Raw genomic sequence first — 25,251 nt, 5'->3', positions numbered from 1 at the left:
TCTCTAACCTAGCCGGCGCCTGTAGACAACCATGCGCATGACCGAGCGTTGTCCACTGAGTTTGCCAAAGTAATTGTAAACGCACGCCTCAATGGTTCGTGGCCGGTCAGCCCAAATCTCGAAATGCGGAGGCTGCACAGCAGCCTCCGCCCGTCCGTCAGTTTGCGATACCGTCGTACCACGCAGCGACCGCAGCATCGTAATTCTTCGCGTACCAGTCCTCACCTCGCACGATTTGCTGATCGAGATTGGGTTGATACCCCGGATCGACGCGTTTCATCTCGTGGGTTTCCAACGCAAGGGTCGCAGGATTGCTCGGCCCTTGTGCCAACATCTCGAGGGCGGCTAACTGCCGCTCGGGAACGAGGATAGAGGCCAGGAATTTTTGCGCCTCTTTGGTGCCAGGTGCGCCCTTTGGAATCACGAGGGCACCCGGGCAAAACAGTCCCTGCTTCCAGGTCCAGGTTACCCTTCCACCGGTGTCCTTTTCGAGGTTGGCTGCGCGGGACGACCAGATCACGCCCATGATCACTTCTTCGTCGATGAACATCTGCTGGCTATCGGCTCCAGAGTCCCAGTAGATGATATCATCCTCCAGGGTCTTCACCTTCGCGAGCGCCTTTTTAACATGCTCCTGGGCAGACATCGAGTACAGCTTATCGGGCGTCACGCCGTCCGCAAGCAGGCAGGGCTCCGTCGCGCCGCACTGATATTTCCACAAGGTACGTTTGCCTGGATATTTCTCGCGGTTGAAGAAATCCTCGAACGTCGGCTCGCCGTCTGGAAACTTCGTTTTGTCGTAGGCGAGCACGTAACTGTACGTGTAGTTATGAACGCCGAACGGAAAAACAAACCCCGGGCGGATATTGGCCTTATCGACTACAGAGTAATCGATCGGCTCCAGAACGCCGCTCTCTCCTAACTGTTGGCTCGTGAAACCATCGGCTTCACAGATATCCCAGACGATGTTTCCGGACTCCACCATCGCCTTTATTTTTCCCGGAAGGGGGGAGGCGCCGTCGACACGAACAGCGATCCCAGTCTCCTTCGTAAAGGGTTCGCCGTAGGCGATCTCTGTCGCTTTGACAGCGTCCCCTCCGAAATTCGCCAGCGTGATTTCTTTGCTCTGCGCCCAGAGCGATGATGGAAGGGCGCTCAGGCACAATGCGCCCGTACCCATCTTGAGCAGATCTCTGCGATTCATCTGAAGCATGTCGTTCTTATGCGCTTGCAGTGGACTGAAAATCATTTGTCGTTCCCCTTTTTGCCATTGCTAGAGTGAACTCTATTAAAGATTTAACTCTACATCAAGAGGTCATTTCAGGCTTTGTAGGGAAGAAGAGGACGAGCGCCAAAGGGCACTGGCTATGAATTCATAGTCAGGGCTCTAAAAAAGAATTGACTCTATAATTTGATCAGATACCCTCCCGCTGTCATCGAAATGGGAGAGATCCATGGCGAAGGTGATCGTCGTCGGCGCCGGAATTGCCGGACTGTCGGCAGCCTACGATTTGAAGAAAGCGGGCATGGACGTAACGGTTCTGGAGCGCGATGAGTTTGCCGGTGGGCGTATGGCCGACCGTATCATCAGCGGCGTAAATGTCCACACCGGCGCATCGGTGCTTTTTTCGTTCAACAAGGTCATGTTTGATCTTGTGAAGGAACTCGGACTTACGGAGGACCTCTATGTGTTTCCCGATCGCAACGGTGGATATAAGGTCGACAATGGAAGCCGCGAATATAAGCTCAAGCTGACGTTTGATCCGGTTTTCCTGCTCACTCATCCGGCCTTTGGTCTCAAAACCAAGGCCAAGCTAGCCAACCTCTTGCCTGACATGATTCAGGCCGGCCGGAAGACCGATCCATGCTTGATGCATACTGCTGCGCACATCGACGACGAGAATGTCGCCGACTATATTTCCCGCAAAGTCAGTAAGGAATTCCTCGAAAACTACATCGAGCCATACTTCCGAGCGCCTTGGCACTGGGAGCCAGAACAAATCTCGAAGGCGTACCTTCTCAGTCTTCTCGGACACGTCGTGAACGCTGATCTTCTATCGTTCAAGTCCGGGATTGGTCATCTCACGAGGACACTGAGCAGCAAACTGAGGGTCAAATTGAAGGCGACCGTAACATCGATTGCAATCGACGATCCAGGGGTTTCGGTGACGTATAGGGACGAGAATGGTCACAGCTCGACAACGCAGGCTGATTTCCTGGTGTGTGCAGTTCCCGGCACGAAAGTGACGGAGATCGTCGATGGGTTGACCAGCGCGCAACGCGGCTTCTTCTCGAAGGTTCGCTACAACAGGGGTGCCCGGATTTACTACGCCTTGGAACCAGGCCCGCTCGAGCATCATTTCCGATGGTTCACACGGCAGTCCGAATGCAAATTCTCTTTGTTTTACGCGATGCCGCACGATGACCTTGTGCCTGATGGCCATCACCAGCCCCCGTACCTGCAGTGCGAAATCACTCCCGAACTGTCTGAGCAGATCGAACGGGAAGGTGGGCAAAATCGGCTCGATGAGTACGTGCGAGACGAGGTAGAAAGACTGTATCCGGGTATCAGCAAGAGGATTAGCGGGGTTGCAGAGCAATGGTGGGATGACATGCTGCCACTCTGGTATCCAGGCTATGCAACAATGGTGGGCGGCTTCCTTAACCAGCAGCAGGATCACCGTTCCCGGCTGTACTTCTGCGGGGATTATCTGTCGCAGTCCCACACAGGCGGCGCCTGCGCGAGCGGGCGACATATCGCGGCTCTGCTTCAAAACCATTGGCCGGATCGAGCCAGATAGGCGTTTTTGGTGCCATTGGTGGGCGCAGGGACAAGGCCACGTCACTGAGGTCTGCGCCCATCCCTACTCCGACCACGACGATATCAGCCGCCAGAAACTCCTCCAGAACCGCGGCACTCTGGGCGAGATCATGCTGAAGCGCGCCGTCATGCTGGCCGGCCGCAGCGGTGGAAGCTGCGATATACTCCCCCGAAAGATGTGGAATCGGGTTTGCAGCAAGGTCACGATAAGTGACGGAGGTGGCGGGACTCTCCGCCTTCAATCTTTCGACGATATCTTTGGACAGTTGTCGGCTGACAGATGCGGTGGCGAGAATGCTTGAACAAGATGTAGCAAGTTCACGGATGTCTCCAATTCTGGGGATGGGAAGTAAAAAAGGATTCGGGTCCGGAAGCTGCGAACCGTCAGATTGCCTCATAGACGCCCAACGCTTCTTCGAGTTCGGTTTCCTCGTAACCGAAATGCGAGCGCACGACGTTACACCGGAGAAATTGGCGTCTTCTCCTTGCAGCAATGCGGGGTTCAATCCGAGTGCAAGTGCGCCTGCTCCGAATGCCAGAAACTGCCGGCGATTGGCATTCCAGGAAATTGATGTTCGGGTAAGTTTTGTCATGAGCAATATCCAGAAGAAGGAACAGGAGGGAAACAGCTATCGCTTAGTGGTTCAGCCACGTTCGCCCGGCCAGCGCTGAATCGCCAACGCCAAATGGAACAGAAACGGGCTGATGGGTTTGCTTGTCGTGCAGCGCAGCCCGCGGTGCTGCCCGGCGGTCTTCGCCCGTCTCCTCCACGCCAAGCTCGGCAAGGAGGCGGGCTCGCAATTTGGCAAACGCGGGATCCGAATGGCGGCGGGGGCGCTCAAGCCGAATATTGATATCAGCGGCGATCTTGCCGTCGGCAAGCACAACGGAACGATCGGCAAGCCATTAGGCGGTTGTATATAGCCTAGCGGCATCAAAAGTGGAGTGGTGTCTCAGCATATCCCTGCTCCGGTGCCAATCGACGCAGTATCAGGCAGGGTTGATCAGTTTTCCGTGACCGCGAAATTCCGATTTGCGGAATGCATATCGATCTGCTGACTGCGCTTAATCCAGGTTCGCATTTCGTCCCTGGAGAGACAGTCCAGGTGGCAATGCCGGGTCCCCCGCGCCAAGGAAAGGTGGCCCGCATCGAAGCCGACAAGACGGCTGGGCAAGTCACGGCTTACGATAATCGTGATGTCATACTAGCGGCGTACCCCGCGACGGTTGGCAGCGAGGACAATCCTTCTCCACGGGGTACGCACAAGGTGAAGGGCGTCGCGCGGATGCCCGTCTTTAGGTACAACCCAAAGGTCAACTTTAAGCAAGGGAAGAACGACAAGGTCCTCACCATCCCCAAGGGCCCCAATGGGCCGGTCGGAAGTGTGTGGATCGATCTAACCGAGCCAACCTACGGCATTCATGGAACGCCTGATCCCGAGCTTATCAACAAAGTCGGGTCGCATGGCTGCGTTCGTCTGACGAACCGGGACGCCGAGGAGCTAGCTGGAATGGTGAAGCCGGGCGTCGTTGTCCGGTTCATCAACTAAAGGTATCGGCGGCCGAATTCCGATCGAGTTCTCCATGAGCCAGTATGCGATCTTCGAAGCGCATACGCGAACGAAACCGAAGTTCATCATTCCAAAAATGAGAAATAATCCGGACACCATCAGCGAACTGATTAGAGAAGCTGTGTCAGGTCGGATGGATGAAACTGAACATCGCGAACAGGCGGCTCTTGTTGCCCACGGTACATATCAAAGGTAGTTCTATCATCGACATTAGAGATTGGCTTTTGCCTATAGCTAACCTGTTTTCAGGCTGTTACATCTCCTACACGGAATCGTTGCGAAGTAGGCATTGCGGCCTGAGCAGTGCTCTTCGATGACGAGGTCTATCATGATACCAGTTCCAGATTCGGTTGAGGATCCGGCCCGGTCCAGACTTCGTATATACCGCCGACGAGGATGCGTCGATTGTAGTAAAGGTCGGTTTCCAAGTTGGTCGTCCCGCTGATGCATGCCGCGACTTTCATTTCGGGCGAGGCCACGCACCCAGCATCGCTGCCGTTTCGCGTGCGGAGCGGGGCTTCATAACCGACGCTCCTTGCTTTAGGCGACAATTGCTGTTGCTGCAATTTCAACAAGAAAATCCGGGTCGATGAGACCACCTGCCTGTACCATCGTTGTCGCAGGGCGCACATTAGCAAAGACTGCACCGTGTGCCTTCCCCACGACCTCCCAATCTGACATGTCGCGCAAGAAGATTCTAGTCTCCACGATATCGGCGAGCCCAGCACCAACTGTCGCAAGAGCCTCACTGATGCGAGCAAGAATGACTTCAGTCTGCCTAAGTGCGTCGCCTGGATGCAACGCCCCATCAGGGCCCGAGGCCGCCGTGCCGGATACAAAGATTTGGTTACCCGCGCGCACGGCGCGGGAGTAACCAATTAAATTACCCCACTTATTGGTGACTTCAACGCGATCGCGGATCATCTTAATTCCTTTTAAAGAACGAGCGTCAGTGCGCTGCTACAGTTTTAAGGGCTCGGTCGAAGCCTGAAAGGATCTCATCAATGTCGTCCTTTCTCATGGGTGTCGAGAACGCCATGAGACCATTGCCGGCGATCATCACTCCTTCGTCGAAAAGCGCTCTGGCGAGCGCCGCTACACGCTGCGGACCTTCAGCAGCTGCGAAAGTCGACCGATAATCGCTCAGCGGAGCGTTCGTCATGTGGACTCGACGCAAGGAGCCGATGCCTGTCACCTGGCCGTCAACTCCGTGCATCTGAAACAGCTGGCGGACGCCGTGTTCGAAGCGGTGGCCTAGATTCTCGAGTTTTTCGAACGCTTCGGGCGTCAATTCTTCAACGGCGGCAATGCCGCACATCATCGACATTGGATTTGCACTGAAGGTGCCCCCGTGGGGAACGGCTGGCGCGCCTTTGCTCGGATCGAAAACCGACATCACCTCTGCGCGGCCACCGATGGCCCCGATCGGAAAGCCCCCACCAATTACCTTGCCCAGCGTTGTAAAATCAGGATCGGCGTCAAAACGACCCTGGGCGCCATTATAGCCAAGCCGGAATGTGATTACCTCATCAAGGATCAAGAGAGCTCCGAACTCGCGGGTCACGCGGCGCAGCATCGCCAGGAAATCCGGTCTGGCCGGAACGAGCCCTGCCCGGTTGGGCATGACATCCACTAGAACCGCAGCTAGCGCATGGCCCTCCGCCCGCAGGATTTTCTCCGCCACCGTAACATTGTTGAACGGAATGACGACGATGTCGTCCAGGACCCCCTGTGGAGTTCCTTTTGCAGTCGGTACGCTTTTCGGCTTTTCGATATCGCCCCAGGTCGAAGGACCGGCGTCCTGACTTACTTCGGCAGGATCATAGGTGCCATGGTAGGCGCCTTCACATTTAGCAATCTTGGAGCGTCCCGTATAGGCACGCGCCGCTTTGATGGCATTCATGACGGCTTCGGTGCCCGAATTGGTGTATCGAAGCTGCTCCACGGAGGGAAGACGCTCGCAGAGCAGCTCCGACAACCGGATCTCGCTCTCTGTTGACATGCCGTAACAGGGACCGACCTCGATCTGGGAACGGGCTGCATCCAGAATACGTTTATTCCCGTATCCATGGATCAGGGCGGTAAAGTTACCGACAGCGTCAATGCGGACGTTGCCGTCCACGTCTGTGATGCGGCAGCCGTCGCCCCTCTGGGCGTAGAATTGGTGCGGCGTGCGGAAGACGGTTGTCCGTGTGTTTCCCCCAGGCATGACTCGTTTGGCGCGCTCGTACAGTTCGGCCGATTTTGTATTCGTTTTATTTGGCATGGTGTTCTCCTCAACATGGCATGGATCGACGCCTTCTTGCGTGAGACGGCTCGTCGATCCTGACTAAGGCGGTCAGCAGTCGGCAATCGCTCCCGATTTAATGAGGTCGATCCGCTCGCGGCGCAGCAGCGGAGTGTCGACGTCGAATTCCTCGGCAAACCGGTGCCCGGAATAGACGGCCGCATAAATAGCTGCGGGCGCGTTGCAATCGCCGATGCGAGATACTTTCGGATTGCCTTCTGTATGGCCGTAATGACTGCTAACCGTGTGGAAAAGCTGGCTATTCGGGAGACGCGAGGTGACCAGAACCAAGGCGTCGGCAGAATACTCCGCCCTTGCCCCCGTTCGCACATCACCAACGAGCACCGTATCCTTCTTACCCTCGACAAGGCTGGAGTGCGTTATCATTTTGACGTTGCGGTCAAACAACCTCCGTGCCACCCGAATGTTTTCGAGCGTGTTTATTGAGAATGACGAAACGTCAGACGCTGGCGTGATAAGAGTGACATCATTTCCCTCCAATGCCAGCTTCTCGGCAATCACCGAACCCATGTAATAGTGATCATCGTCATAGACGGTGATCCTTCCCTTAGGGCTGACGCCGCGCATGATGTCATCTGGAGTAAAGACCCGCATTGCCGTTGCCATTTTTAAAGGAAGATGGGAGGCGCGACCTATACCGTCAGCTCTCCAGTGCGATCCCGTTGCGATCACTACGTGATCTGGATCAAATTCGGCGACGTCCGCAGCGGTCAGTTCGCTTCCGACATAGACCTCGACGTTCGCAAGCTTGTTTAATTGCGTAACACGCCAGTCGCGAACCCGCAGCCATTCCCGCAAACCAGGCAGTTCGCCTTCGAGCGTCACTCTGCCGCCGAGCTTCGTTTCGCGCTCAGCCAAAGTAACTCGATACCCGCGCTCGCCCAAAGCACGGGCACACTCGAGTCCGGCCGGACCGCCGCCTACCACGAGAACGCTCTTGTCCTGCTTCTTTGGTGCGATCCGCTCAGGATGCCAACCGCGGCGCCATTCTTCGCCCATCGTAGGGTTTTGCGTACAGCGCAGGTTCGTCATGGCGAAATGGCTGGATACGCAAATATTGCAGCCGATGCATTCGCGAATGTCTTCGTATCGTCCTTCCTCGATTTTTTTGGGCAGAAAGGGGTCCGCGATAGACGGCCGCGCCGCGCCAATCATGTCCAGAACGCCGCGGCGAATAAGGCTGGCCATTGTGTCCGGGGAAGTGAAACGGCCGACTCCGATGACGGGCTTAGTGGTGACCGCCTTGACGCCGACCATGAACGGCTCGTGATCGTTTTCAGGTGCGAACCGTGATGTGGGGGAGTCGTCCGCCCACGTGCCGATCACGAGATCCCAGAGATCCGGCAGTTCTGCAAGCATCCCGATGGCTTCAATACCTTCATCCGGTGCCCGCAAGCCCAAATTTCCAAAAAGCTCGTCCACAATGAGACGGACGCTGACGGCACATTGGTCGCTTCCGCCCTCGCGGGTGACCTCGATCAGCTCTTTCAAGAGACGGATACGGTTCTTGAGGGAGCCGCCATATTCATCGGTACGCTGGTTTCGTGGCGAAAGGAACTGGAAGGCAATCGTGGAAAAATTGGCGTCAACATTGAGGATGTCGAAACCCGCTTTCCGCGCCCTGTTGGCCGCTGCCTTCCACCAGCCAAGAAGATTCCGGATATCCTGCTTGTCCATCGCCCGAACCTGGATAGGATGATGACCGCTGACAGGACGGTCCATTGGGCCAAGCGGAACGTCGCGGGTGAGCCTGTTAGCGTTGTAATATGCGGGATAGGCAAGCTGGACGCCCGCAAGTGAGCCGTGCTCGTGAACAGCATCAACCATGAGCGCGAGCGGCGGAATGTCCCCGTCATCCCATAACATCTGAAGGACTTCGGGCATGAGGTCGCCCGAGGGATGTACCGAGCAGTGTTCCGTGTTGACGACCGCCCAACCTCCCTCAGCCTTCACGCCGCGCATGGCGGCGTGGGCCTGGGGACGCAGATTGCCCATGCCGTTGCAGTGCGGAGTCTGGTAGAACCGGTTACGCGCCGTATGGGGTCCGATCTGGACCGCTTCAAACAAGATATCAAAACGCGGATCGCGCACTATAAGCCCCTAATCTATCTGCTACGGAATGTGACCGGCTGTTGAGTGGTCGCCTGAATCAGGCGCGGATCTTGATCCAAGTGGTCTTAAGCTCGGTGTATTTGTCGATCGCATGAAGGGACTTGTCCCGGCCAAACCCCGACTGCTTGTATCCGCCGAACGGAACGGTGATATTGCTTTCGTCAAAGTTATTGACCCATACGGATCCTGCCCGAAGGCGGCGTGCGGTCGACAGTGCGGTGTCAATATTGTCTGTCCACACGGCCGCCGCGAGGCCATATATCGTGTCGTTGGCGATCCTGACGGCTTCGTCCGTATCGGCAAATGAAATCGTCGCGAGCACCGGTCCGAAGATTTCTTCCTGCGCGATGCGCATCGAGTTGGTAACGCCGTCAAACACGGTGGGCTCAACGAAGTAGCCGCCTGTCTCGGTGAGATGCTGCTTGCCGCCGGAAAGCAGCGTCGCCCCTTCCTTGCTGCCAACCTCAATATAATCCAGGACGCGGTCCAACTGGTTCTTGCTGACGATCGCGCCCATCTTGGTCTGCGGGTCGAGAGGATCGCCGGGGATTAGGGTCTTTCCGACAGCGATGACTTTTTCGACAAACGCGTCTTTGATCTTGCGGTCCACGAGCAGGCGGGACCCGGCGTTGCACACTTCACCCTGATTAAAGAAGATGCCGAATGCGGCCGCCGTCGCTGCCTCGTCGAGATTGGCGCAGTCCGCCATGACGATATGCGGGGTTTTACCGCCGCATTCCAAGGCAATGCGCTTCAGGTTGGATTGGCCCGAATAACCCATGAAGAGCTTCCCGACCTCTGTCGATCCGGTGAACGTGACGATGTCGACGTCCATGTGCAGGCCGAGCGCCCTGCCTGCAGTTTCGCCGAGACCGGTCACCACATTGAAGACGCCATCGGGAACGCCAGCCTCACTAGCCAACTCTGCCAGACGAAGTGCTGACAGAGGAGACTGCTCCGCTGGCTTGAGGATCACCGAGTTGCCAGCCGCAAGCGACGGGCCGAGCTTCCAGCATGCCATCAACAGGGGGAAATTCCAGGGAACCACCGCCGCAACAACACCGACCGCTTCCCGTGTGATCATTCCAAGCGCGCCGTGTCCCGTAGGCGCGATCTCGTCGTAGATTTTGTCGATAGCCTCGGCATACCAGGCGATGGTGTTTGCGGAACCGGGGACATCGATCGACCGTGCATCACTGATGGGCTTACCCATGTTAAGGGTCTCGAGCAAAGCGAGCTCGTCAGCGTGTTTATACATGAGTTCGGCAAACCGCTGGAGGACCTTCTTGCGCTCTGCCGGGCTGCGACGCGACCATACGCCCGCCTCAAAGGCCTTGCGCGCTGAATGCACAGCGATATCAACGTCGGCCACATCGCAGGACGCTACTTTGGTCAATATCTTTCCGTTTGCTGGATTGATTGCGTCGAACACATCACCGGATTGAGCGGAAACGAATTTACCGTCGATAAAAGCATTGTTGCGGAAAGTCAGATTGGCGGCTTCACCATGCCAATTGATCGGTTGCGAAGTCATTGCGTGCCCTTTCTCATTAATCGGTAATTGATATCGATTAATGAAATACAGAACCCTACGTTTTGTCAACTCAATGGTGCGAAATTTTCTGCAATTTAATTAGGAAAATCAGCTACTTAATTTAGAACACACGAATGCGCCGTGAGGGTTGGCCGCACGGCTGAGAATCCCAAAATTTGTGCCAGTAGTGCCGACGGCAACTAACTTGCTTGGCGAAACGAACCCTTGAATTTCTCCTTTAAAAGCTCCGCCATTTCGCGTGCTGCATGCTTAACCGCCAGAATGTTTGCATCTCGGTTCGTTTCGATAATTCCCGTGGTTGTACCCGTAATGCAGACGCTGTGCTGGACAGGGTGCCCCTCCACCACCACCGGGGCAGCCAAAGCAGAGAAACCTTCAACATCCTCGCCCACACAATACGCGATGCCGACTGACCTGACTTCGTTCAATTCTTCGCGCAGCGCGACGAAATCGGTCTTCGTGTCAGGCGTATAACGCTCCAATGGCCGATCCAATAGATCTTCAATCAACGAGGGGTCCTGATAGGCCAGGATGGCCTTTGCCGATGCCCCCGCATGCAAAGGAATTGCCTGCCCGGGGATGATGTAGGCTCGAAGAAGATTGTCCGGGGCCACCATATCAAGGCTGCGTACGATATTACCTTGGAACCGCGCAACAAAGCACGCTTTTCCTACGGATTGTGCAAGCTCCTGGAGGATAGGATGTGCAACAACCTTGAACCAATCGTCGTCGGCATTCGCAAAGAGCAGCTGCTCAAGTCGCTTTCCAATCCTGCATGTCGCTGTCGGCGGAGCCGACAATTCCACCAGCTGGACCTCTGTCAGGCTCCGGATAAGTCGGTATGCAGAAGCTTTCGGAAGCCCTAGCATCTCCGATACCGTTATCGGAGAAACGCCATCAGGAAACCCTGCGATGATCTCGAGGATACGCACATATCTCTCGAGCGGTTTTTCGGTGGATTTTAATAATTTCGTTGGGTTGGACATGAAACTCTCATTGATGGGTGGCGATTCGTCTATCTTGCCAATCAAAATAACGCATAGCGAGCGGCAAAAACCACGGGGAGCCCCGATAAAGGGGAACTGAGGGGAAGTTCTCTACGTCGAATACTGTCCCCGTATTTCCGCGTTGCAGAATTCGAGCTGCGATGAGTTTGCCAAAATGCGTGCCGAGCGGAATACCGGCAAAGTTATAACCGAGCGCAAAATGAACTCCATCCCTCAGCCCGATATGGGGCATGAAATCAAATGTGCCAGCACAGTGACCGGTCCATGCGCGGCTCAAGCGCACGTCTTGAAGATCGGGCAGGATCGTGACCATCCGGGCGTGCAACGCGGCTGCAAGTCCGGTGCCCGTTTCGCAATTTGTGCCAGTCATGCCGCCGAAAAGAATGCGGTTGCTGTCGGGAGCCGGCCGGATGAAGTCGATGTTCATCTTCGTGTCCAAATAGGTTCGCCGGTTTGGCAGGACCTTATCAATGGTCGCCTCAGGCAAAACTTCCGTGGCGATCACAAACCCCCTGAACGGAATCACCCGACGGGCGTGCCAGGTTAAGTCTTTGGTCGTGTAACCGTTCGTGGCGATGACGACGTGGCGCGCTTCCAGGACGCCGCGGTTGGTGCGGACATGTTTCAAGCCGTCGCCGCCTTCGATACCCCGAACCACCGTATGCGAATGGATACGCACCCCAGCTTCCAGGGCTTTTTTCACGAGACCGGCATGATAAAGGCCCGGGTGGATAGAGCCGAGATCGGGAATGACTGCACCGCCGTGATAGCGATCGGAAGCAAGTTCTTTGTGCATCTCATGTTTTTCGATCACGGAGAAATCAAAACCAAGATTTCGCTTCATGGACTGGAGATCTGCAACCGTACTTCTGAAGTGAGCAGGTGAATTGGCGGAGACAAGGCGCCCACAAATCATATGGTAGCAATCGATGCCTTCCGCGTCGACGAGAGCCTTCACCCCCTTCAGTGCAGAATCGAGCTCGCGGTAAACGCGAACAGCGTGATCGCGACCTTCCTTTTTCGAGATCCACTCGACGGAACGCTTTAGCGTTCGGCCGACGAAGCCTGCATTGCGCCGTGCGGCGCCCTCACCGATATTCTGAGCGTCAAGAATAAGAACATCAGCACCGGCTCGCGCCAGGTACAGCCCGGCGACAAGCCCGGTGATCCCCCCGCCAACTATAGCAACCTCGGCTTTCCCCGGCAGCCGCGTCTCTGACGACGGGCCAGTGGCAACCGGCGACGCGGCCGTCCACCAATATGGCTCCTCTCGAAAGTCGTCAGCGAACACACCGCTTGAAACCCGATGTTCGAGCTGCTTTGCACTCATTGCATGTAACATAATGGTCCTATTTCTTGTTCAGCCGTAGTGCGGCCAGCATGAGGAATGTCGTGAGAAGGATCATCAAAACCGCGGCGGCGATGATTGTCGGATCGAGCTGTTCTCGCAGTCCGGTGAACATTTGCTTCGGTAAAGTGCGTTGCTGGGGGCCGGCAACGAAGAGCACCATAATTACCTCATCGAACGATGCGGCGAAGGCGAACACGGCCCCTGCCGCTACGCCTGGCGCGATAATCGGAAGCATAACAGTTCTGAAGGCCGTAATTTTGCCAGCTCCCAAACTGGCCGCCGCGCGCATCAGGCGAAAGTCAAAGCGTGTCAGCGTCGCTGTCACCGTTATCACCACAAACGGCGTCGCAAGCATCGTATGGGCAATGACAATTCCAACAAAAGTGTAATTAAGGCCGAGAGATGAGAAGAATATAAAGAGGCCAAGCCCCAACACGACAACGGGGACAACCATTGGTGATATGGCGAGCGCCATGACGCCGTTGCGAAGCGGGAAACGAGGATTGACGAGACCTATTGCAGCAAGCGTTCCTATCGACGTTGAAACGAATGTCGTCACAACCGCAATAAGTATGCTGTTGATGATGGCTGCTTGCCACATTGGCGACGCCAACAGCTGCTCGAACCAGCGCATGGATAGCCCGCTGAATGGATAGGAGAACCATGGCTGTGCGTTGAGTGAAATCGGTAATGCAACAGCAAGAGGCACAATCAGCAGCGCAAGTGCAGCTGCCGTAAAGGCATAGAGCGGTATACGGATGTAGAGTGGAAGGTCGGCGTACTGGGGCTGGCTCATTGGTCAGATCCGTTCCGAAGAGTGTTTCGCGACATAGCGAGCGAAAGGAAAGGCAATGATGCCGGCGCCGACAACGAGAACCACGCTTAGAGCGGATGCAAGACCCCAGTTCAATTCCTCGTTGGTGAACCGGGCGATGAAGAAGCTCACCATTTGATCGGCGGGCCCGCCGACCAACGCTGGGGTGAGATAGAATCCGAGACAAAGAACGAAAGTTAATAGACCACCGGCGGCAATGCCCGGAACGGCTTGCGGCATAAATACGGTCACATGCGCGCGGATAGGTCCAGCGCCAAGGCTGCGTGCTGCTCTGACATGACTTGGTGATATCGCCTTCATCACACTGATCATCGGTAACACCGTAAATGGCAGCTGGATCTGGATCATGGCCAGGACGGTGGCCAGCCGGGTATAGAGCAACTTCAGAGGTTCTGCGGAAATACCCGAGCCGACCAGAACACTGTTGAGGACGCCGTTTGTCTGCAGCATGACAATCCAGGACATCGTTCGAACCAGCAATGAGGTCCAAAAAGGCAGTAGAATAAGGAACAGAAGAAGTGCCGCTGTCCTGCCCTTCGCGTTGGATATGACGTAGGCCAATGGATAGCCGATTAGCACCGTCAAGGCGGTGACAAGAACACTTATGGCGATGGTGCGCAGATAGATCGAACGGAAGTCGTAACCCTGGTCTGGCGCGGCGGTGCCGTCAATGTCGCGTACGACCTGAAACCCCAATGCCCAGCGCAGATAAAAACTGCTGTAGTTTCCATCATACTTCGAAATAATCTGCCAGATGCCAGGTCGGCTCCAGGCGTCGTTCGATGCGACGAGCACGTCTTTCCAGGTCTCAGGCGACGCAGATGCGGTGTCGATCTGCCGGACAGCACGCGAAGCGTCCAGGACAATGTTAAGTCCGCGCGGCAGCTCATACCCGATACGTCGGCCGAGAGGCCGCAGCTTGCCTGATGTCGCGGCCGCATCCAGATCCTGCCCGAGCGCCGCAAATGCCGCGGCGGGCGGGATTCCGTTGAAGTCTGAACCTTTCAGGCTCGAGAGCGTACGAGGAAGCGCAACTACGATGTCATTGTCAGATACCGACGTTTTGAAGATAAAAAACATCGGGACGACAAGGAATGCCATCATGAACAGGAGTAATGGAGAAGCCGGCAATATCGCCATGATTGTCCGAAGGCGCTCGTCCGTTTTTGCGGTCCTCACCACCATCGGAGTAGTTTTCGAGGAAACCGTAGCAGTTGGCGCAATCGCCAAGGTTTTTTCACCGGCCATCTTATTAACTCGTCACCTCAATTTCCAACTTACTGTGAAATCCAGCTGGAAAACCGCGCATTCAGGGTCTCACTGTTCTTGCCCCAGAACGCGCCATCCTGAGCGAGCGCGCCTTTGCTGTTTTCAGGCGCAGACGGCAGGTTCGGCGCAATCTCCGCAGGGACAAGCTTTGCCGCGGCCTCGGTGACCGGGCCATAAGCGACGTATTTGCTCAATTCAGCATTCGTTTCCGGCTCGAGAGACGACAGAATAAATTCACGCGCGATATCTGCGTTCTTGGCCCCGGAGGGAATTGTCCACATGTCAAAGCCCCGGATCTGGTCTGACCAGCCAATGCCCAGATCAGCCTTTTCTTTTGCATTGGCATCGGCAATTCGGCCGTTCCACGCCAGCGCCATCTTGACCTCACCGGACTTCAGCATTTGTGCTGGCTGTGCTCCTGCATCCCACCAGACGATGTCCGACTTGATTGTGTCCAGCTTCTTGAACGCGCGGTCCACACCTTCCGAAGTCGACAGAGTGTTGTACACTTCGCCTGCCGGAACGCCGTCCGCCACAAGGGCGAGTTCCAGAGCGTCCACCGGGCTCTTGCGCATGGCGCGCTTTCCCGGAAATTTCTTACTATCAAAAATATCCGTGGTGCTTGTCGGCGCCTCGCTGAAGGCCTTTTTGTCGTAAGCAAGCACGGTCGCGTAGGTGCTGGTCCCGACAGCGCATGGCGTTAGACCGCCAGGTACCAGATTCGTGGCCTTGAATGCCGCTTCCTCGCCTATTCTCTCCAGAAGGCCGGATTCGCACGCAGCGGCGGCGGTCTGTGGATCCATATCGACGACATCCCAGACGACGTTGCCTCCATCGACCATCGCACGCAACTTGGCAAGCTCACCACTCCAGCTATCCTGTGTGATTTTCACGCCTTTTTCTTTGGCGAACGGATCGATGAAAGCCTTCGTCTGAGCATCCTGAAGGGCGCCGCCCCAGGACACAACGGTCAGTTCCTGAGCGGAGACGGCCGACGATAAGGCAAGTGACACGATGGCGGTAAGTGCATAGGTTTTCATGGTATTCCCCTTTTCTTGTTGGAGTTAGTTGACAGTCCTGCCGTCGAGCGCCCACGCGCTGTCTGGCTGCCAATGCAGGTGGACTTCCGCTCCGACCTCCATTCGCGTTTCCGCCGTCGAAGCTGCGCTTTTCACGAAAAGCCGCTCACCGCCGGCAAGCTCGACATGTGTTCTGAATTGATCGCCACAATAAATCACGTCGGTGATCCGGCCAGGCACCGAATTTCGCTCAGTTGCATCAACGAAAGAGACGTTCTCAGGCCTTACCGCGATTGTTGTCTTTTCGCCTTTCCTCGCATGCAAGGTGGACTTCGCGTAAACGAGATGACCACTGGCCAGACGGGCCGTGACCAATGTGCCTTGAATATTGGTGATCTCCGCATCGATGCAGTTGTTGTCGCCGACAAATTCGGCCACGAACCTGTTGTTGGGGCGAGCGTAGATTTCGTCGGCGCAACCTACCTGCTGGATGCAGCCGTCGTTAAAAATCGCAATGCGATCCGACATGGTGAGGGCTTCATACTGGTCGTGCGTCACATAAACGACCGTCAGATCAAACCGGTCGGCAATTTGGCGAATTTCCAGCTGCAGATCTTCACGCAGCTTTTTGTCTAGTGCGCCGAGTGGCTCGTCCATGAGGACAAGGCTGGGTTCAAACACCAGCGCTCTCGCGAGCGCAACCCGCTGCTGCTGACCGCCGGACAGTGCTGACGGCTTGCGGTCGGCGAAAGCCGAGAGCCGGACCATGGCAAGCGCCTCAGTGACCCGGCGATCAATCTCGGCCTTCTGGACACCTCTCACTTTTAGCGAGTATCCGATGTTCTCAGCCACTGTCATGTGGGGAAAGAGCGCGTAGTTCTGAAATACCATTCCGATATTGCGTTTTTCCGGCGGCATGCTCTGGATCGGTTTGCCATTGACTGAAATTTCACCGGTCGTTGGAAACTCGAAGCCTGCAAGCATCATCAAAGTCGTCGTCTTGCCGGAGCCCGACGGTCCGAGCAGCGTGAGAAACTCACCCTTGGCGATCTGCAGATTCAAATCTTTAACGACGAAGCTCTTCCCGTCGTACGTTTTTGAGATGCCTTTGAATCCGACGTGTGAGTATCCTTGAAAATTTAACGCAGCCTCTCCCATCTCTACCTCCCTTTGCTGTCTCGATTTTCGATATCCAGTCTTACATATCAATACTAAGCACCGCTTTTGATTTCCGTCAAGCGCGGTTGATGATTTTTGTCGCTTGTCATGGGAGTGCTAATACTTTGTGCAATGCACCATACTTTTTTTGCAGGGCGGCGCTTAGGGCAGAGATTTGAGTTCATGAAAAATGCAGAAATGCCGGCGGCACGGCAGCGTGTCGCGCGGAATAGTTGTGCAGTCGGCGTGGATATCGGCTCGCACCTGGAGGTGACGCCATAGATGGCAGGCGTCAGCTATTTCTCGCCAGCCGCAAGGTCGTACTTTTCCCACACCAGTGTGACGACGCTCTCACGTCCATCCCCGCTAAAAGCGAAGGGCTCGGTCGTATAGACGACTTGCTGGCCGCTTAAAACGAGATTCCGCTTCATTTGCGTGCCGCTCCAGGTCTCGTTCCAGGAAGTGTCGATGTAGTGGACGATTGAGCCCTCCTCGAGATCGTAGGTTCCGGCATATGCAAAGAAGGTTTTGAAGAGCGCCGCCTGCTCAACGTCCGTCAGACTTAGGGGGTCGGCCAGTTTCGGACGGCCGTCATGAGCGACCACCACCATCATCCGCCCATCTCCGCCGTAGTTAATCCAGCCATTTGGCCGACCGCCATAGGAATTGACGACTTCCCCGGTGTCGAGAATCGTCCGCGTGCTGGAGACCAACCGCCACGTTCCGATAAGTATCTCTTTTTTCAACTGAATTTCTCCTCACGTCACCCAGGAATGATCGATGTAGCTGTGGCCCGCCTTGTCCGTTAACTCTCATCCTAGAGAAATTTAGTCTCGATTTCTATCACTACTTCTCAATTTTCGACTTGCGAAACGGAACGAATTGCGTTTTTCTCTGCTCGGAGTGGGCGCGAACTTGATGTGATCGCCGCGCCGGGAAGCCGCAATCAATCCTGTGGGAGGAGCTTTTGCTAAGAGATGCGCTATCACGCCTGGGTGCTTCACACTGGTTCGCGAGGACCGATGAGGCAAATGTACCGATTTTCAACCCCGCCAGCGGTGAGGAAATAGGTCGCGTTCCGGATCGGGAGGCCAATTTCGTGGAAGAGGCGATCGAGATTTCGCAGGAAGCCTTCCGGGACTGGTCAAGGTTGGCGGCTAAGGAGCGCGCCGCTCATCTCCGGCAATGGCACGCCCTGGTGATCGAGAACACCGACAGTCTTGCCGCAGTCATGACCGCAGAACAAGGCAAACCCTTATCCGAGGCTCGCGCCGAGATTGACTACGCTGCCTCATTCATCGAATGGTTCGCCGAAGAGGCAAAACGCGTCTATGGCGACGTAATACCCTCCCCCCAGACGGATAAACGCATCATCGTGCTCAAGCAGCCGGTTGGCGTATGTGCCGCGATCACGCCGTGGAACTTTCCGGCCGCGATGATAGCCCGTAAGGCGGCGCCTGCACTTGCTGCGGGCTGCACCATGATCGTGAGGCCCGCGCAGCAGACCCCCTTGACCGCGCTGGCACTGTCGGAACTCGCAAACCGGGCGGGCATCCCACGCGGCGTCCTTCAGGTCGTTACGGGAGACTCCCGCACGATCGGTGGCGTGCTCACGCAAAGCGAAGTCATCAGGAAGCTTTCCTTCACAGGATCAACCCAAGTGGGACGGGTCCTGATGGCGCAATGTGCGCCGACCATAAAAAGGTTATCCCTTGAACTGGGCGGGAACGCGCCATTCATTGTCTTCGATGACGCAGACCTTGAGGCCGCGGTCGAGGGCGCCGTTGCCGCAAAGTTTCGAAATGCCGGGCAAACCTGTGTCTGCGCCAACCGGCTCTATGTCCAAAGAGGTATACATGATGCATTCGTCCGCCGCTTGTCCGAGCGCGTGGCCCGGCTGACGGTCGGCAACGGTTTCGACAAAGATGTGCTGATAGGCCCGCTCATCGACACGTCAGCCGTCAGCAAAATCCGAGAGCACATTGCAGACGCCGTCGCAAAGGGCGCGAAGGTGGCGGTGGGAGGAAATACTCACGCAAAGGGCGGGCTATTTTTTGAGCCCACCGTCGTCACCGGCGTTACTGCGAAGATGGACGTCGCCCGCGAAGAAACCTTTGGTCCGCTGGCGCCTGTCTTCCGGTTCGATACGGAAGATGACGTGCTCGATGCGGCCAATGACACTGAATATGGGCTCGCCGCCTATTTCTTTACCGAGAATTCGAGCCGCGCATGGCGGGTCGCCGAACGGCTGGAATACGGGATGGTCGGGCACAATACCGGTCTGATCTCCAACGAGGTCGCACCCTTTGGCGGCGTCAAGCAATCAGGTATCGGCCGGGAGGGTTCCAAGTATGGCATCGATGAGTATCTCGAACTGAAATATCTGTGCATGGCAGTGAAATAATGGACCTTTCCCTCCAATTCCCGCGAGCTCTCGATGAAATCTTTTCAGTTTGATACGGTCAACTCCATTCAATTCGAGTGGGGCGCGGCACGGCGCCTCGGCGATATCCTCGGCGCGATACGGCCGGAACGCCAGCTTCTTCTGGTAACCGACAAGATCCTACGACAATTGGGCACCTTGGATCAGGCAGTCGCTTCGCTGCAGCAAAGCGGATTCACGGTCACCATTTTCGACGAGGTCGTCGCCGATCCGCCCGAACAAATTTTGATGAGATGTGCCGCCATCGCACGACAGTCCGGAATTGACATCGTTGTCGGGCTAGGTGGCGGTTCGTCCCTGGATATCGCGAAACTTGCGGCCCTACTGGCGCGTTCCGATCAACCTCTGTGCGAACTATATGGCATCGGAAACGTTCGCGGGGAGCGTCTCGCACTGGTGCAGATCCCAACAACGGCGGGCACCGGGTCCGAAGTTACCAACATCTCCATCCTGACCACGGGCGAGACGACCAAGATGGGCGTCGTCTCCAAGCAGCTCTATGCCGACCTCGTTATACTTGACGGGGAGCTGACGCTGGGGTTGCCGCGGAGCCATACTGCTGCGACCGGGATCGATGCGATGGTCCACGCAATCGAAGCTTTCACCAGCCGGCACAAGAAGAATCCGGTGTCTGACGCTCTTGCAAGGGAGGCCCTGCACCTGTTGTCGTCTCATATCGAGACCGCATGCAACGACGGTCAGAACCGCGAGGCGCGGGAGGCCATGCTTCTCGGCTCAATGCTGGCGGGGCAGGCCTTTGCCAACGCACCAGTGGCCGCTGTGCATGCTCTCGCTTATCCGCTCGGCGGACACTATCACATTCCACACGGTCTCTCGAATGCACTGATGCTGGGCCCGGTTCTGCGATTCAATATGAAAGTGGCGGCGCCGCTCTACGCTGAGCTGGCAGACGTGCTGGCCTTGGACCCCTCTGGAGAAACAGAGCATCGCGCGCTGCGGTTTGTCACCTATCTCGAGGGTCTTATGGATCGCACCGGCGCCCCGCGTCGCCTGCGGGACGTTAAAGTCGAACGACGCGACCTCGGAATGCTTGCGTCCGAGGCGATGAAGCAGCAGCGTTTGCTGGTTAACAATCCCGCCGAGGTCGACCAGGCCGCAGCCCTTAAAATCTACGAAGCCGCTTTTTGAACAGCCACGTTTCGGGGCGTCCCACCGCCATTCATCAAAAAACGAAAACAAACGCCGTAGCACAGCGGCAATTGGAGGAGAATATGAACAACGACGTGAAGAGCGACTACGAAGTCATTGTTCTTGGTGCCGGGTTCGGGGGGCTGGGCATGGCGGCGCAGCTGAAGCTCGCTGGTCGCGACGACTTTTTGATTGTCGAAGCGGGAGATGAGGTCGGGGGGGTGTGGCGAGAAAACTCGTATCCCGGATCGGCATGCGACACCGAGGCGCATCTTTATTGCTATAGTTTCTTCCCCCATCTCCGTGTGAGCCGGATGTATGCCGGGCGGGATGAGCTGCTGGGATACGTTAAAGCCCTCGTTAGGCGATTTGAATTAGAGGACAAGATTCAGCTGAATTCGCGTATCGATGTGGCGGAATGGGATGCTTCAGTAAACCGGTGGCGTTTCAAAACCTCTGATGGAAGCACCCTTACGTCGCGCTTTTTCGTGCCGGCCTGGGGGCAACTAAACCGTCCATCCATTCCGCCTTTCAATGGCCTGGAAACGTTCGCCGGGGAACGATTCCACTCCGCGAACTGGAAGCACGATGTGAATCTGATCGGCAAAAAGGTGGCGTCGGTCGGCAATGCAGCAAGTGCAGTGCAATATGTTCCGGCGATCGCCCCGGTCGTTGACCACCTGACCGTTTTCCAGCGCAGCGCCAACTGGATCATGCCGCGCAATCAGATTGTTTTCAGCGAGGAACAGCTTGAGGCCTACGAAAGTAACCCGGCGCTCTTTGAAGCGAGCCGCAAATCCCTCCATGAATTTAGAGAAACTGGGTTCCAGCGAACACGCCACGGGACCGACGCTCAAAAAGAGGGTATCAGAATCGCGTTGGAACATCTGGAGAAGCAAGTTCCTGATGAGGCACTGCGCAGAAAACTAACGCCCGATTACGAGTTTGCCTGCAAGCGGATCCTCAGGTCTGACGATTATTTTCCAGCCCTCATGCGGTCAAACGTAATGTTGGAAACGAACCCGATTGCTCAGTTTGTCCCCGACGGTATTGTTACAGCAGACGGGACCCATCACTTTTTTGACGTGGTCATCTTCGGGACTGGCTTTGAAAGCCAGGCGTTCAATGGGGACCTTGATGTTTTTGGACGCGGCAAGCGCAAGCTCCGCGACGCATGGAGCGCGGGCGCAGAGGCCTACCTGGGAATGACCGTTCCTGACTTCCCGAACATGTTCATGATCTATGGACCGAACACCAACCTCAATCACAATTCAATCATAACGATGCTTGAAATTCAGCAGCGATACGTGATTGACGCCGTTGAAGACCTCGGCGGCCGCGGGAGTGCCGTCGAGGTCAAAGCCGATGTGTTCGCGTCGTTCAACACGCATCTGCAAGCCGCAATGGAGAATTCGGCTTTCTCTTCGAATTGTTCCAGCTGGTACAAGAATGCGGCCGGCAAAGTCATCAATAACTGGTCGGGCACCGTTGACGAGTATCGCGCGCTCGCAGGGTGGAGTTCTGCCCACTACGTTTTGCATCCCGAACCATGACAGCACAGCAATCCGGCTTCCATGTCGATCTAACTGACGTTGCGCCTGACGCTAGGGCGCTTGTCCAGGCGTTTCGCGACAACGGTGCGGTATCGTTCGAGCACGTACCGGTGCCAGTTGCGCGAGAAAATTACAGGCGCTCCTGTTCAGCCAACGGAGTCGCCAGGGAAAATGTTGAGGCGGTGGAGACCATGTCTGTCCCAGTCGACGGCGGCACCATTCGGCTTCGCCTCTACAGAAACCACAACACTGTAGGAGCCCTTCTCCGGCCTATCATTTATTTCATACACGGCGGCGGTTGGGTCATCGGCGATCTGGAAACCCATGACAGCTTGTGCCGCTTCATAGCGAATCGGACCGGTTGCATCGTCGCCGCCGTTGATTACCGACTGGCTCCAGAGTTTCCGTACCCGGTTCCTCTGGAGGATTGCTGGCAGGCTTTAGGTGTTCTCGTCGACGGAGCTGAAGCCTTCGGCATCGATATGACGCATATCGCCGTCTTTGGAGACAGCGCGGGTGGGAATATGGCCACAGTTATCGCGAACACGCCCGGCCGCTGGCGACCGGGTTCAAATATTGTCGGCCAAGTGTTACTTTATCCGGTGACCGATCTTACTATGCAAACTTCATCCTATAACAGAGTAACGGATGGCTTTGCCCTGACGGCCCCGACCATGCGGTGGTTCGCTGACCACTACGCCCCGGCAGAATTCGATCGGGCTGACGTTTCCCTTTCACCGCTGTTATGTCGCGATCAACGGGCGCAGCCGCCTATGTTCATCGTAACTGCCGGACATGATCCTCTAAGTGATGAGGGAATAGCATATGCTGGTCTTGCAGCTGCCCGGGGTGCGCGGGTCATTCATCACCATCTTCCCCGTCATATGCATGGGATTTTTACCGCAGCAGGAAAAATCAAAACAGGTGAAATACTGCTGAAACAGGCGTGTGAATTTATTCTTAGCCTGTCCGTCATCAAATGATTTGAGACCAGATTGGTCTGGGTGGAGTTTCTGGCTCGTCTGGTTATGGATTTAACCAGCTTGCCGGCTGTGTTGCAAGCGCCTGAGTTTGATGGTGTCGCGTTTGATCCGTTCTCGCTGTAACAGGATGTTTTGGCCACGTCCAAAGTAGACGTCGGCCGGGGTGAGATTGCTGATGCTCTCATGATATCGGCGGTGGTTGTAGTGATCGACGAAGGCGGCGATCTGCGCTTCGAGGTCTTCCGAGAAGAAGTAGTTCTCGAGCAGGATGCGGTTCTTCAATGTTTGGTGCCAGCGCTCGATCTTGCCTTGGGTCTGTGGATGGCCGGGAGCGCCGTTAACCTGTTCCATAGACCGCTTTTCCAGCCATTCGCCCAGCTCGCCCGCGACGTAACACGGGCCATAACACCTACGGAAGGAATGCGTTGCGGACACTGAGACCGCGGTGCGTGCAGCTTCCCGGCTCATGTTGTCAAGCTGGTCATGGCTATGGAGGATCCAGAGAGGCTCTTACCCGATATGGCGCGGTTCGTTTGATACCGCCTGCCTATGTGAAGCCATTTAATGGGATGGACGCCTCTCCCTCCAACGGTCAAGCTGGTTGAGAGAATGTTCAGCCAAAGGAGGAGAAGATGGCAATTGCATTCATAGGTATCGATCTTGCAAAGAACGTGTTCCAGCTTCACGGAACCGATGCGGCGGGCCGGCAGCTATTCAGCAAACGCTTGCGCCGAGATCAGTTGCTGCCTGAATTGGTTAAGCTGCCACCTTGTATAATCGGCATAGAGGCTTGCACCGGGGCATTCTTTTGGCAGCGCCAGTTCGAGAAGCTGGGGTACTCGGTGAAGATCATTGCGCCCCAGTACGTAAAGCCTTTCGTCAAGCACCAAAAGAATGATCAGAACGACGCCGAAGCGATCTGCACTGCGATGCGTCAGCCTAACATGAAGTTCGTTCCGACGAAGAACCAGGAGGAGCAGGACATACAGTCTCTCCACCGCGCACGCAGTCGCTTGGTGAATCACCGAACAGCTCTTGTCAGCCAAATGCGTGGCCTTTTACTTGATCGTGGGATCACCGTCGGCATCACAATCCGTCGCGCAAGGCGGGCCATCCCGGAAATCATCGCGGACATGACCAACGATCTGACAGATATGACCCGCGACGTTATCGCTGAGCTCCTTGAGTTTCTTGATCAAATCGATCAAAGGGTCAAAGCTTTCGATCGACGTATCGAAGCGGTTTTCCGCGCGAATCCGACGTGCCAGCGGATCGCACGCATTTGTGGTGTAGGTCCGAAGACAGCAACAGCTATCGTGGCCGCGGTGGGCGATGGCAGTGAGTTCAAGAACGGCAGACATCTGGCCGCGTGGATGGGCCTTGTGCCCAGGCAACATTCCAGCGGAAATCGGAAGATCCTGATGGGGATCAGCAAGCGCGGTGACCAGCGCCTACGAACCTTACTCGTGCACGGCGCGCGGGCCGTAGTCAGAGTAACAGCCAAAAGGGAAGACGCCTTTAGCCGCTGGGTCAACGCCCTTCGTGAGCGGCGTGGGATGAATCGTGCGATCGTCGCGGTGGCAAATAAGAATGCTCGGATAATCTGGGCCGTGCTCAGGCGAGACGTGGAATTCCAGTCGGCAACCTGAGGCTGGGATAAGGATTGCAAGGAGATCCAAGAAATGTGACCGACCGCCAATATCCGGTTTGTGAGGAACCTGACTTTTATAATGGCCCTTCGAGGCCGACCATTTGTTGAGGCTCACAGCGCGGAATTCCCATTTGGGCGCACCAATCCGGTGACGCCGGATAGATGTTCGCAACCTGGGAGAGCGCGGTTAGTTCAAATCGAGAGAACCTTGCAATGGGAGAGACGTCCATAGATGTAAAACGACAAAAGAACGATGCTCCCGATGCCGAAGCAATCTGTGAGGCAGCACTTCGCCCTACAATGCGTTTTGTTGCTGTGAAGCGAGAAGAGCCAGGCTGCGGCCATTGTGTTCCGCACGCGCGATCTTCTCGTGCGGCAACGAACCCAGATCATCAATGCCCTGCGCGGCCATCTTGCTGAGTTTGGAATTGTCGTCGTGCGAGGCCGCGTCCGGTGCTTGAGGTCT

The 25,251-nt window shown here is 56.0% G+C and carries 21 protein-coding genes and 4 pseudogenes; 11 read left to right on the top strand and 14 right to left on the bottom strand.

The features are described 5' to 3' along the window. Window positions 1–157: 157 nt before the first annotated feature. The gene (locus tag BLM14_RS28270; protein WP_100003357.1) at window positions 158–1,249 is read right to left on the bottom strand and encodes an ABC transporter substrate-binding protein; all 1,092 of its coding nucleotides are present in this window, start codon (window positions 1,247–1,249) and stop codon (window positions 158–160) included. 205 nt (window positions 1,250–1,454) lie between these two features. On the opposite strand from BLM14_RS28270, the gene BLM14_RS32285 reads away from it, so the two are divergent. Then, the gene (locus BLM14_RS32285; RefSeq protein ID WP_100003356.1) at window positions 1,455–2,801 is read left to right on the top strand and encodes a protoporphyrinogen/coproporphyrinogen oxidase; all 1,347 of its coding nucleotides are present in this window, start codon (window positions 1,455–1,457) and stop codon (window positions 2,799–2,801) included. Window positions 2,802–2,922: 121 nt separating this feature from the next. Here BLM14_RS32285 and BLM14_RS32505 read toward each other — a convergent pair. Next, a pseudogene (locus BLM14_RS32505) lies at window positions 2,923–3,219 on the bottom strand (NAD(P)H-dependent oxidoreductase); the annotation flags it as partial. On the opposite strand from BLM14_RS32505, the gene BLM14_RS31490 reads away from it, so the two are divergent. The 4 genes and pseudogenes from BLM14_RS31490 (at window position 3,116) to BLM14_RS28245 (ending at window position 4,588) form a co-directional block, all read left to right on the top strand. Then, complete coding sequence (locus tag BLM14_RS31490) at window positions 3,116–3,493, top strand: hypothetical protein (RefSeq protein ID WP_162293249.1); 378 nt, start codon at window positions 3,116–3,118, stop codon at window positions 3,491–3,493. The pseudogene BLM14_RS32505 and the gene BLM14_RS31490 sit on opposite strands and share 104 nt — an antisense overlap. A gap of 33 nt (window positions 3,494–3,526) precedes the next feature. Beyond that, a complete protein-coding gene (locus BLM14_RS32585; RefSeq protein WP_157929625.1) occupies window positions 3,527–3,745 on the top strand; it encodes a hypothetical protein in 219 nt (72 codons plus the stop codon). A 116-nt stretch (window positions 3,746–3,861) separates the two neighbouring features. After that, window positions 3,862–4,371 (top strand): annotated as a pseudogene (locus BLM14_RS28250) (L,D-transpeptidase); the annotation flags it as partial. A 34-nt stretch (window positions 4,372–4,405) separates the two neighbouring features. Continuing rightward, window positions 4,406–4,588: a hypothetical protein gene (locus tag BLM14_RS28245; protein WP_100003353.1), complete on the top strand. Its 183-nt coding sequence runs from the start codon at window positions 4,406–4,408 to the stop codon at window positions 4,586–4,588. Window positions 4,589–4,932: 344 nt separating this feature from the next. Here BLM14_RS28245 and BLM14_RS28240 read toward each other — a convergent pair whose 3' ends face one another. The 11 genes from BLM14_RS28240 to BLM14_RS28190 all read right to left on the bottom strand — a co-directional run bounded on the left by BLM14_RS28240 (window position 4,933) and on the right by BLM14_RS28190 (window position 17,752). After that, window positions 4,933–5,316 (bottom strand): RidA family protein, encoded by a 384-nt coding sequence (locus BLM14_RS28240; RefSeq protein WP_100003352.1) that lies wholly within the window; start codon window positions 5,314–5,316, stop codon window positions 4,933–4,935. 25 nt (window positions 5,317–5,341) lie between these two features. Continuing rightward, window positions 5,342–6,658, bottom strand: a complete 1,317-nt coding sequence (locus tag BLM14_RS28235) for an aspartate aminotransferase family protein (RefSeq protein WP_100003351.1) — start codon at window positions 6,656–6,658, stop codon at window positions 5,342–5,344. Between the two features lie 72 nt (window positions 6,659–6,730). Continuing rightward, window positions 6,731–8,791 (bottom strand): oxidoreductase, encoded by a 2,061-nt coding sequence (locus BLM14_RS28230; protein WP_100003350.1) that lies wholly within the window; start codon window positions 8,789–8,791, stop codon window positions 6,731–6,733. A 58-nt stretch (window positions 8,792–8,849) separates the two neighbouring features. Next, window positions 8,850–10,346 (bottom strand): aldehyde dehydrogenase, encoded by a 1,497-nt coding sequence (locus BLM14_RS28225; protein WP_100003349.1) that lies wholly within the window; start codon window positions 10,344–10,346, stop codon window positions 8,850–8,852. A gap of 200 nt (window positions 10,347–10,546) precedes the next feature. After that, window positions 10,547–11,353 (bottom strand): IclR family transcriptional regulator, encoded by an 807-nt coding sequence (locus BLM14_RS28220; RefSeq protein WP_100003348.1) that lies wholly within the window; start codon window positions 11,351–11,353, stop codon window positions 10,547–10,549. A 7-nt stretch (window positions 11,354–11,360) separates the two neighbouring features. Further along, entirely contained in the window at window positions 11,361–12,665 is a 1,305-nt protein-coding gene (locus BLM14_RS28215) for an NAD(P)/FAD-dependent oxidoreductase (protein WP_237143698.1), read from the bottom strand. Window positions 12,666–12,723: 58 nt separating this feature from the next. Beyond that, on the bottom strand, window positions 12,724–13,521 hold the full coding sequence (locus tag BLM14_RS28210) for an ABC transporter permease (RefSeq protein ID WP_100003346.1): 798 nt from the start codon (window positions 13,519–13,521) through the stop codon (window positions 12,724–12,726). A 3-nt stretch (window positions 13,522–13,524) separates the two neighbouring features. Then, window positions 13,525–14,808 (bottom strand): ABC transporter permease, encoded by a 1,284-nt coding sequence (locus tag BLM14_RS28205; protein WP_100003345.1) that lies wholly within the window; start codon window positions 14,806–14,808, stop codon window positions 13,525–13,527. A 29-nt stretch (window positions 14,809–14,837) separates the two neighbouring features. Next, window positions 14,838–15,869, bottom strand: a complete 1,032-nt coding sequence (locus tag BLM14_RS28200; RefSeq protein WP_100003344.1) for an ABC transporter substrate-binding protein — start codon at window positions 15,867–15,869, stop codon at window positions 14,838–14,840. A gap of 24 nt (window positions 15,870–15,893) precedes the next feature. Further along, complete coding sequence (locus tag BLM14_RS28195) at window positions 15,894–17,006, bottom strand: ABC transporter ATP-binding protein (RefSeq protein ID WP_100003343.1); 1,113 nt, start codon at window positions 17,004–17,006, stop codon at window positions 15,894–15,896. A 296-nt stretch (window positions 17,007–17,302) separates the two neighbouring features. Next, window positions 17,303–17,752, bottom strand: a complete 450-nt coding sequence (locus BLM14_RS28190) for a lipocalin-like domain-containing protein (protein WP_237143697.1) — start codon at window positions 17,750–17,752, stop codon at window positions 17,303–17,305. Between the two features lie 221 nt (window positions 17,753–17,973). Between BLM14_RS28190 and BLM14_RS28185 the strand changes: the two genes are divergently transcribed. The 4 genes from BLM14_RS28185 to BLM14_RS28170 all read left to right on the top strand — a co-directional run bounded on the left by BLM14_RS28185 (window position 17,974) and on the right by BLM14_RS28170 (window position 23,134). Further along, entirely contained in the window at window positions 17,974–19,410 is a 1,437-nt protein-coding gene (locus BLM14_RS28185) for an NAD-dependent succinate-semialdehyde dehydrogenase (protein ID WP_338066486.1), read from the top strand. A 33-nt stretch (window positions 19,411–19,443) separates the two neighbouring features. Beyond that, entirely contained in the window at window positions 19,444–20,598 is a 1,155-nt protein-coding gene (locus BLM14_RS28180) for an iron-containing alcohol dehydrogenase (RefSeq protein WP_100003340.1), read from the top strand. Between the two features lie 83 nt (window positions 20,599–20,681). After that, on the top strand, window positions 20,682–22,151 hold the full coding sequence (locus tag BLM14_RS28175) for a flavin-containing monooxygenase (RefSeq protein WP_100003339.1): 1,470 nt from the start codon (window positions 20,682–20,684) through the stop codon (window positions 22,149–22,151). Further along, window positions 22,148–23,134 carry an alpha/beta hydrolase gene (locus BLM14_RS28170; RefSeq protein WP_100003338.1) on the top strand — a complete coding sequence of 329 codons (987 nt, stop codon included), beginning with the start codon at window positions 22,148–22,150 and terminating at the stop codon, window positions 23,132–23,134. The genes BLM14_RS28175 and BLM14_RS28170 overlap by 4 nt, the downstream gene beginning before the upstream one ends. Before the next feature lie 51 nt (window positions 23,135–23,185). On the opposite strand, the pseudogene BLM14_RS28165 reads toward BLM14_RS28170, so the two are convergent. Next, window positions 23,186–23,536, bottom strand: a pseudogene (locus BLM14_RS28165) (integrase core domain-containing protein); the annotation flags it as partial. A gap of 230 nt (window positions 23,537–23,766) precedes the next feature. Here BLM14_RS28165 and BLM14_RS28160 point away from each other — a divergent pair. Both BLM14_RS28160 and BLM14_RS32875 read left to right on the top strand, forming a co-directional pair. Then, entirely contained in the window at window positions 23,767–24,783 is a 1,017-nt protein-coding gene (locus tag BLM14_RS28160; RefSeq protein WP_100003337.1) for an IS110 family RNA-guided transposase, read from the top strand. Window positions 24,784–25,019: 236 nt separating this feature from the next. After that, window positions 25,020–25,230 (top strand): annotated as a pseudogene (locus BLM14_RS32875) (IS110 family transposase); the annotation flags it as partial. Window positions 25,231–25,251: the final 21 nt, after the last annotated feature.

The sequence above is a fragment of the Phyllobacterium zundukense genome, assembly GCF_002764115.1.
Lineage (GTDB): Bacteria > Pseudomonadota > Alphaproteobacteria > Rhizobiales > Rhizobiaceae > Phyllobacterium > Phyllobacterium zundukense.
The sequence above is the reverse complement of the archived record's forward strand: the minus strand, read 5'-3'. Positions and strand labels throughout refer to the sequence as shown.

Coding starts and splice junctions, on each gene's coding strand:
- BLM14_RS28270 (WP_100003357.1), bottom strand. CDS start 1,249: ATGATTTTCAGTCCACTGCAAGCGCATAAGAACGACATGCTTCAGATG.
- BLM14_RS32285 (WP_100003356.1), top strand. CDS start 1,455: ATGGCGAAGGTGATCGTCGTCGGCGCCGGAATTGCCGGACTGTCGGCA.
- BLM14_RS31490 (WP_162293249.1), top strand. CDS start 3,116: ATGCTTGAACAAGATGTAGCAAGTTCACGGATGTCTCCAATTCTGGGG.
- BLM14_RS32585 (WP_157929625.1), top strand. CDS start 3,527: ATGGGTTTGCTTGTCGTGCAGCGCAGCCCGCGGTGCTGCCCGGCGGTC.
- BLM14_RS28245 (WP_100003353.1), top strand. CDS start 4,406: ATGAGCCAGTATGCGATCTTCGAAGCGCATACGCGAACGAAACCGAAG.
- BLM14_RS28240 (WP_100003352.1), bottom strand. CDS start 5,316: ATGATCCGCGATCGCGTTGAAGTCACCAATAAGTGGGGTAATTTAATT.
- BLM14_RS28235 (WP_100003351.1), bottom strand. CDS start 6,658: ATGCCAAATAAAACGAATACAAAATCGGCCGAACTGTACGAGCGCGCC.
- BLM14_RS28225 (WP_100003349.1), bottom strand. CDS start 10,346: ATGACTTCGCAACCGATCAATTGGCATGGTGAAGCCGCCAATCTGACT.
- BLM14_RS28220 (WP_100003348.1), bottom strand. CDS start 11,353: ATGTCCAACCCAACGAAATTATTAAAATCCACCGAAAAACCGCTCGAG.
- BLM14_RS28210 (WP_100003346.1), bottom strand. CDS start 13,521: ATGAGCCAGCCCCAGTACGCCGACCTTCCACTCTACATCCGTATACCG.
- BLM14_RS28205 (WP_100003345.1), bottom strand. CDS start 14,808: ATGGCCGGTGAAAAAACCTTGGCGATTGCGCCAACTGCTACGGTTTCC.
- BLM14_RS28200 (WP_100003344.1), bottom strand. CDS start 15,869: ATGAAAACCTATGCACTTACCGCCATCGTGTCACTTGCCTTATCGTCG.
- BLM14_RS28195 (WP_100003343.1), bottom strand. CDS start 17,006: ATGGGAGAGGCTGCGTTAAATTTTCAAGGATACTCACACGTCGGATTC.
- BLM14_RS28180 (WP_100003340.1), top strand. CDS start 19,444: ATGAAATCTTTTCAGTTTGATACGGTCAACTCCATTCAATTCGAGTGG.
- BLM14_RS28175 (WP_100003339.1), top strand. CDS start 20,682: ATGAACAACGACGTGAAGAGCGACTACGAAGTCATTGTTCTTGGTGCC.
- BLM14_RS28170 (WP_100003338.1), top strand. CDS start 22,148: ATGACAGCACAGCAATCCGGCTTCCATGTCGATCTAACTGACGTTGCG.
- BLM14_RS28160 (WP_100003337.1), top strand. CDS start 23,767: ATGGCAATTGCATTCATAGGTATCGATCTTGCAAAGAACGTGTTCCAG.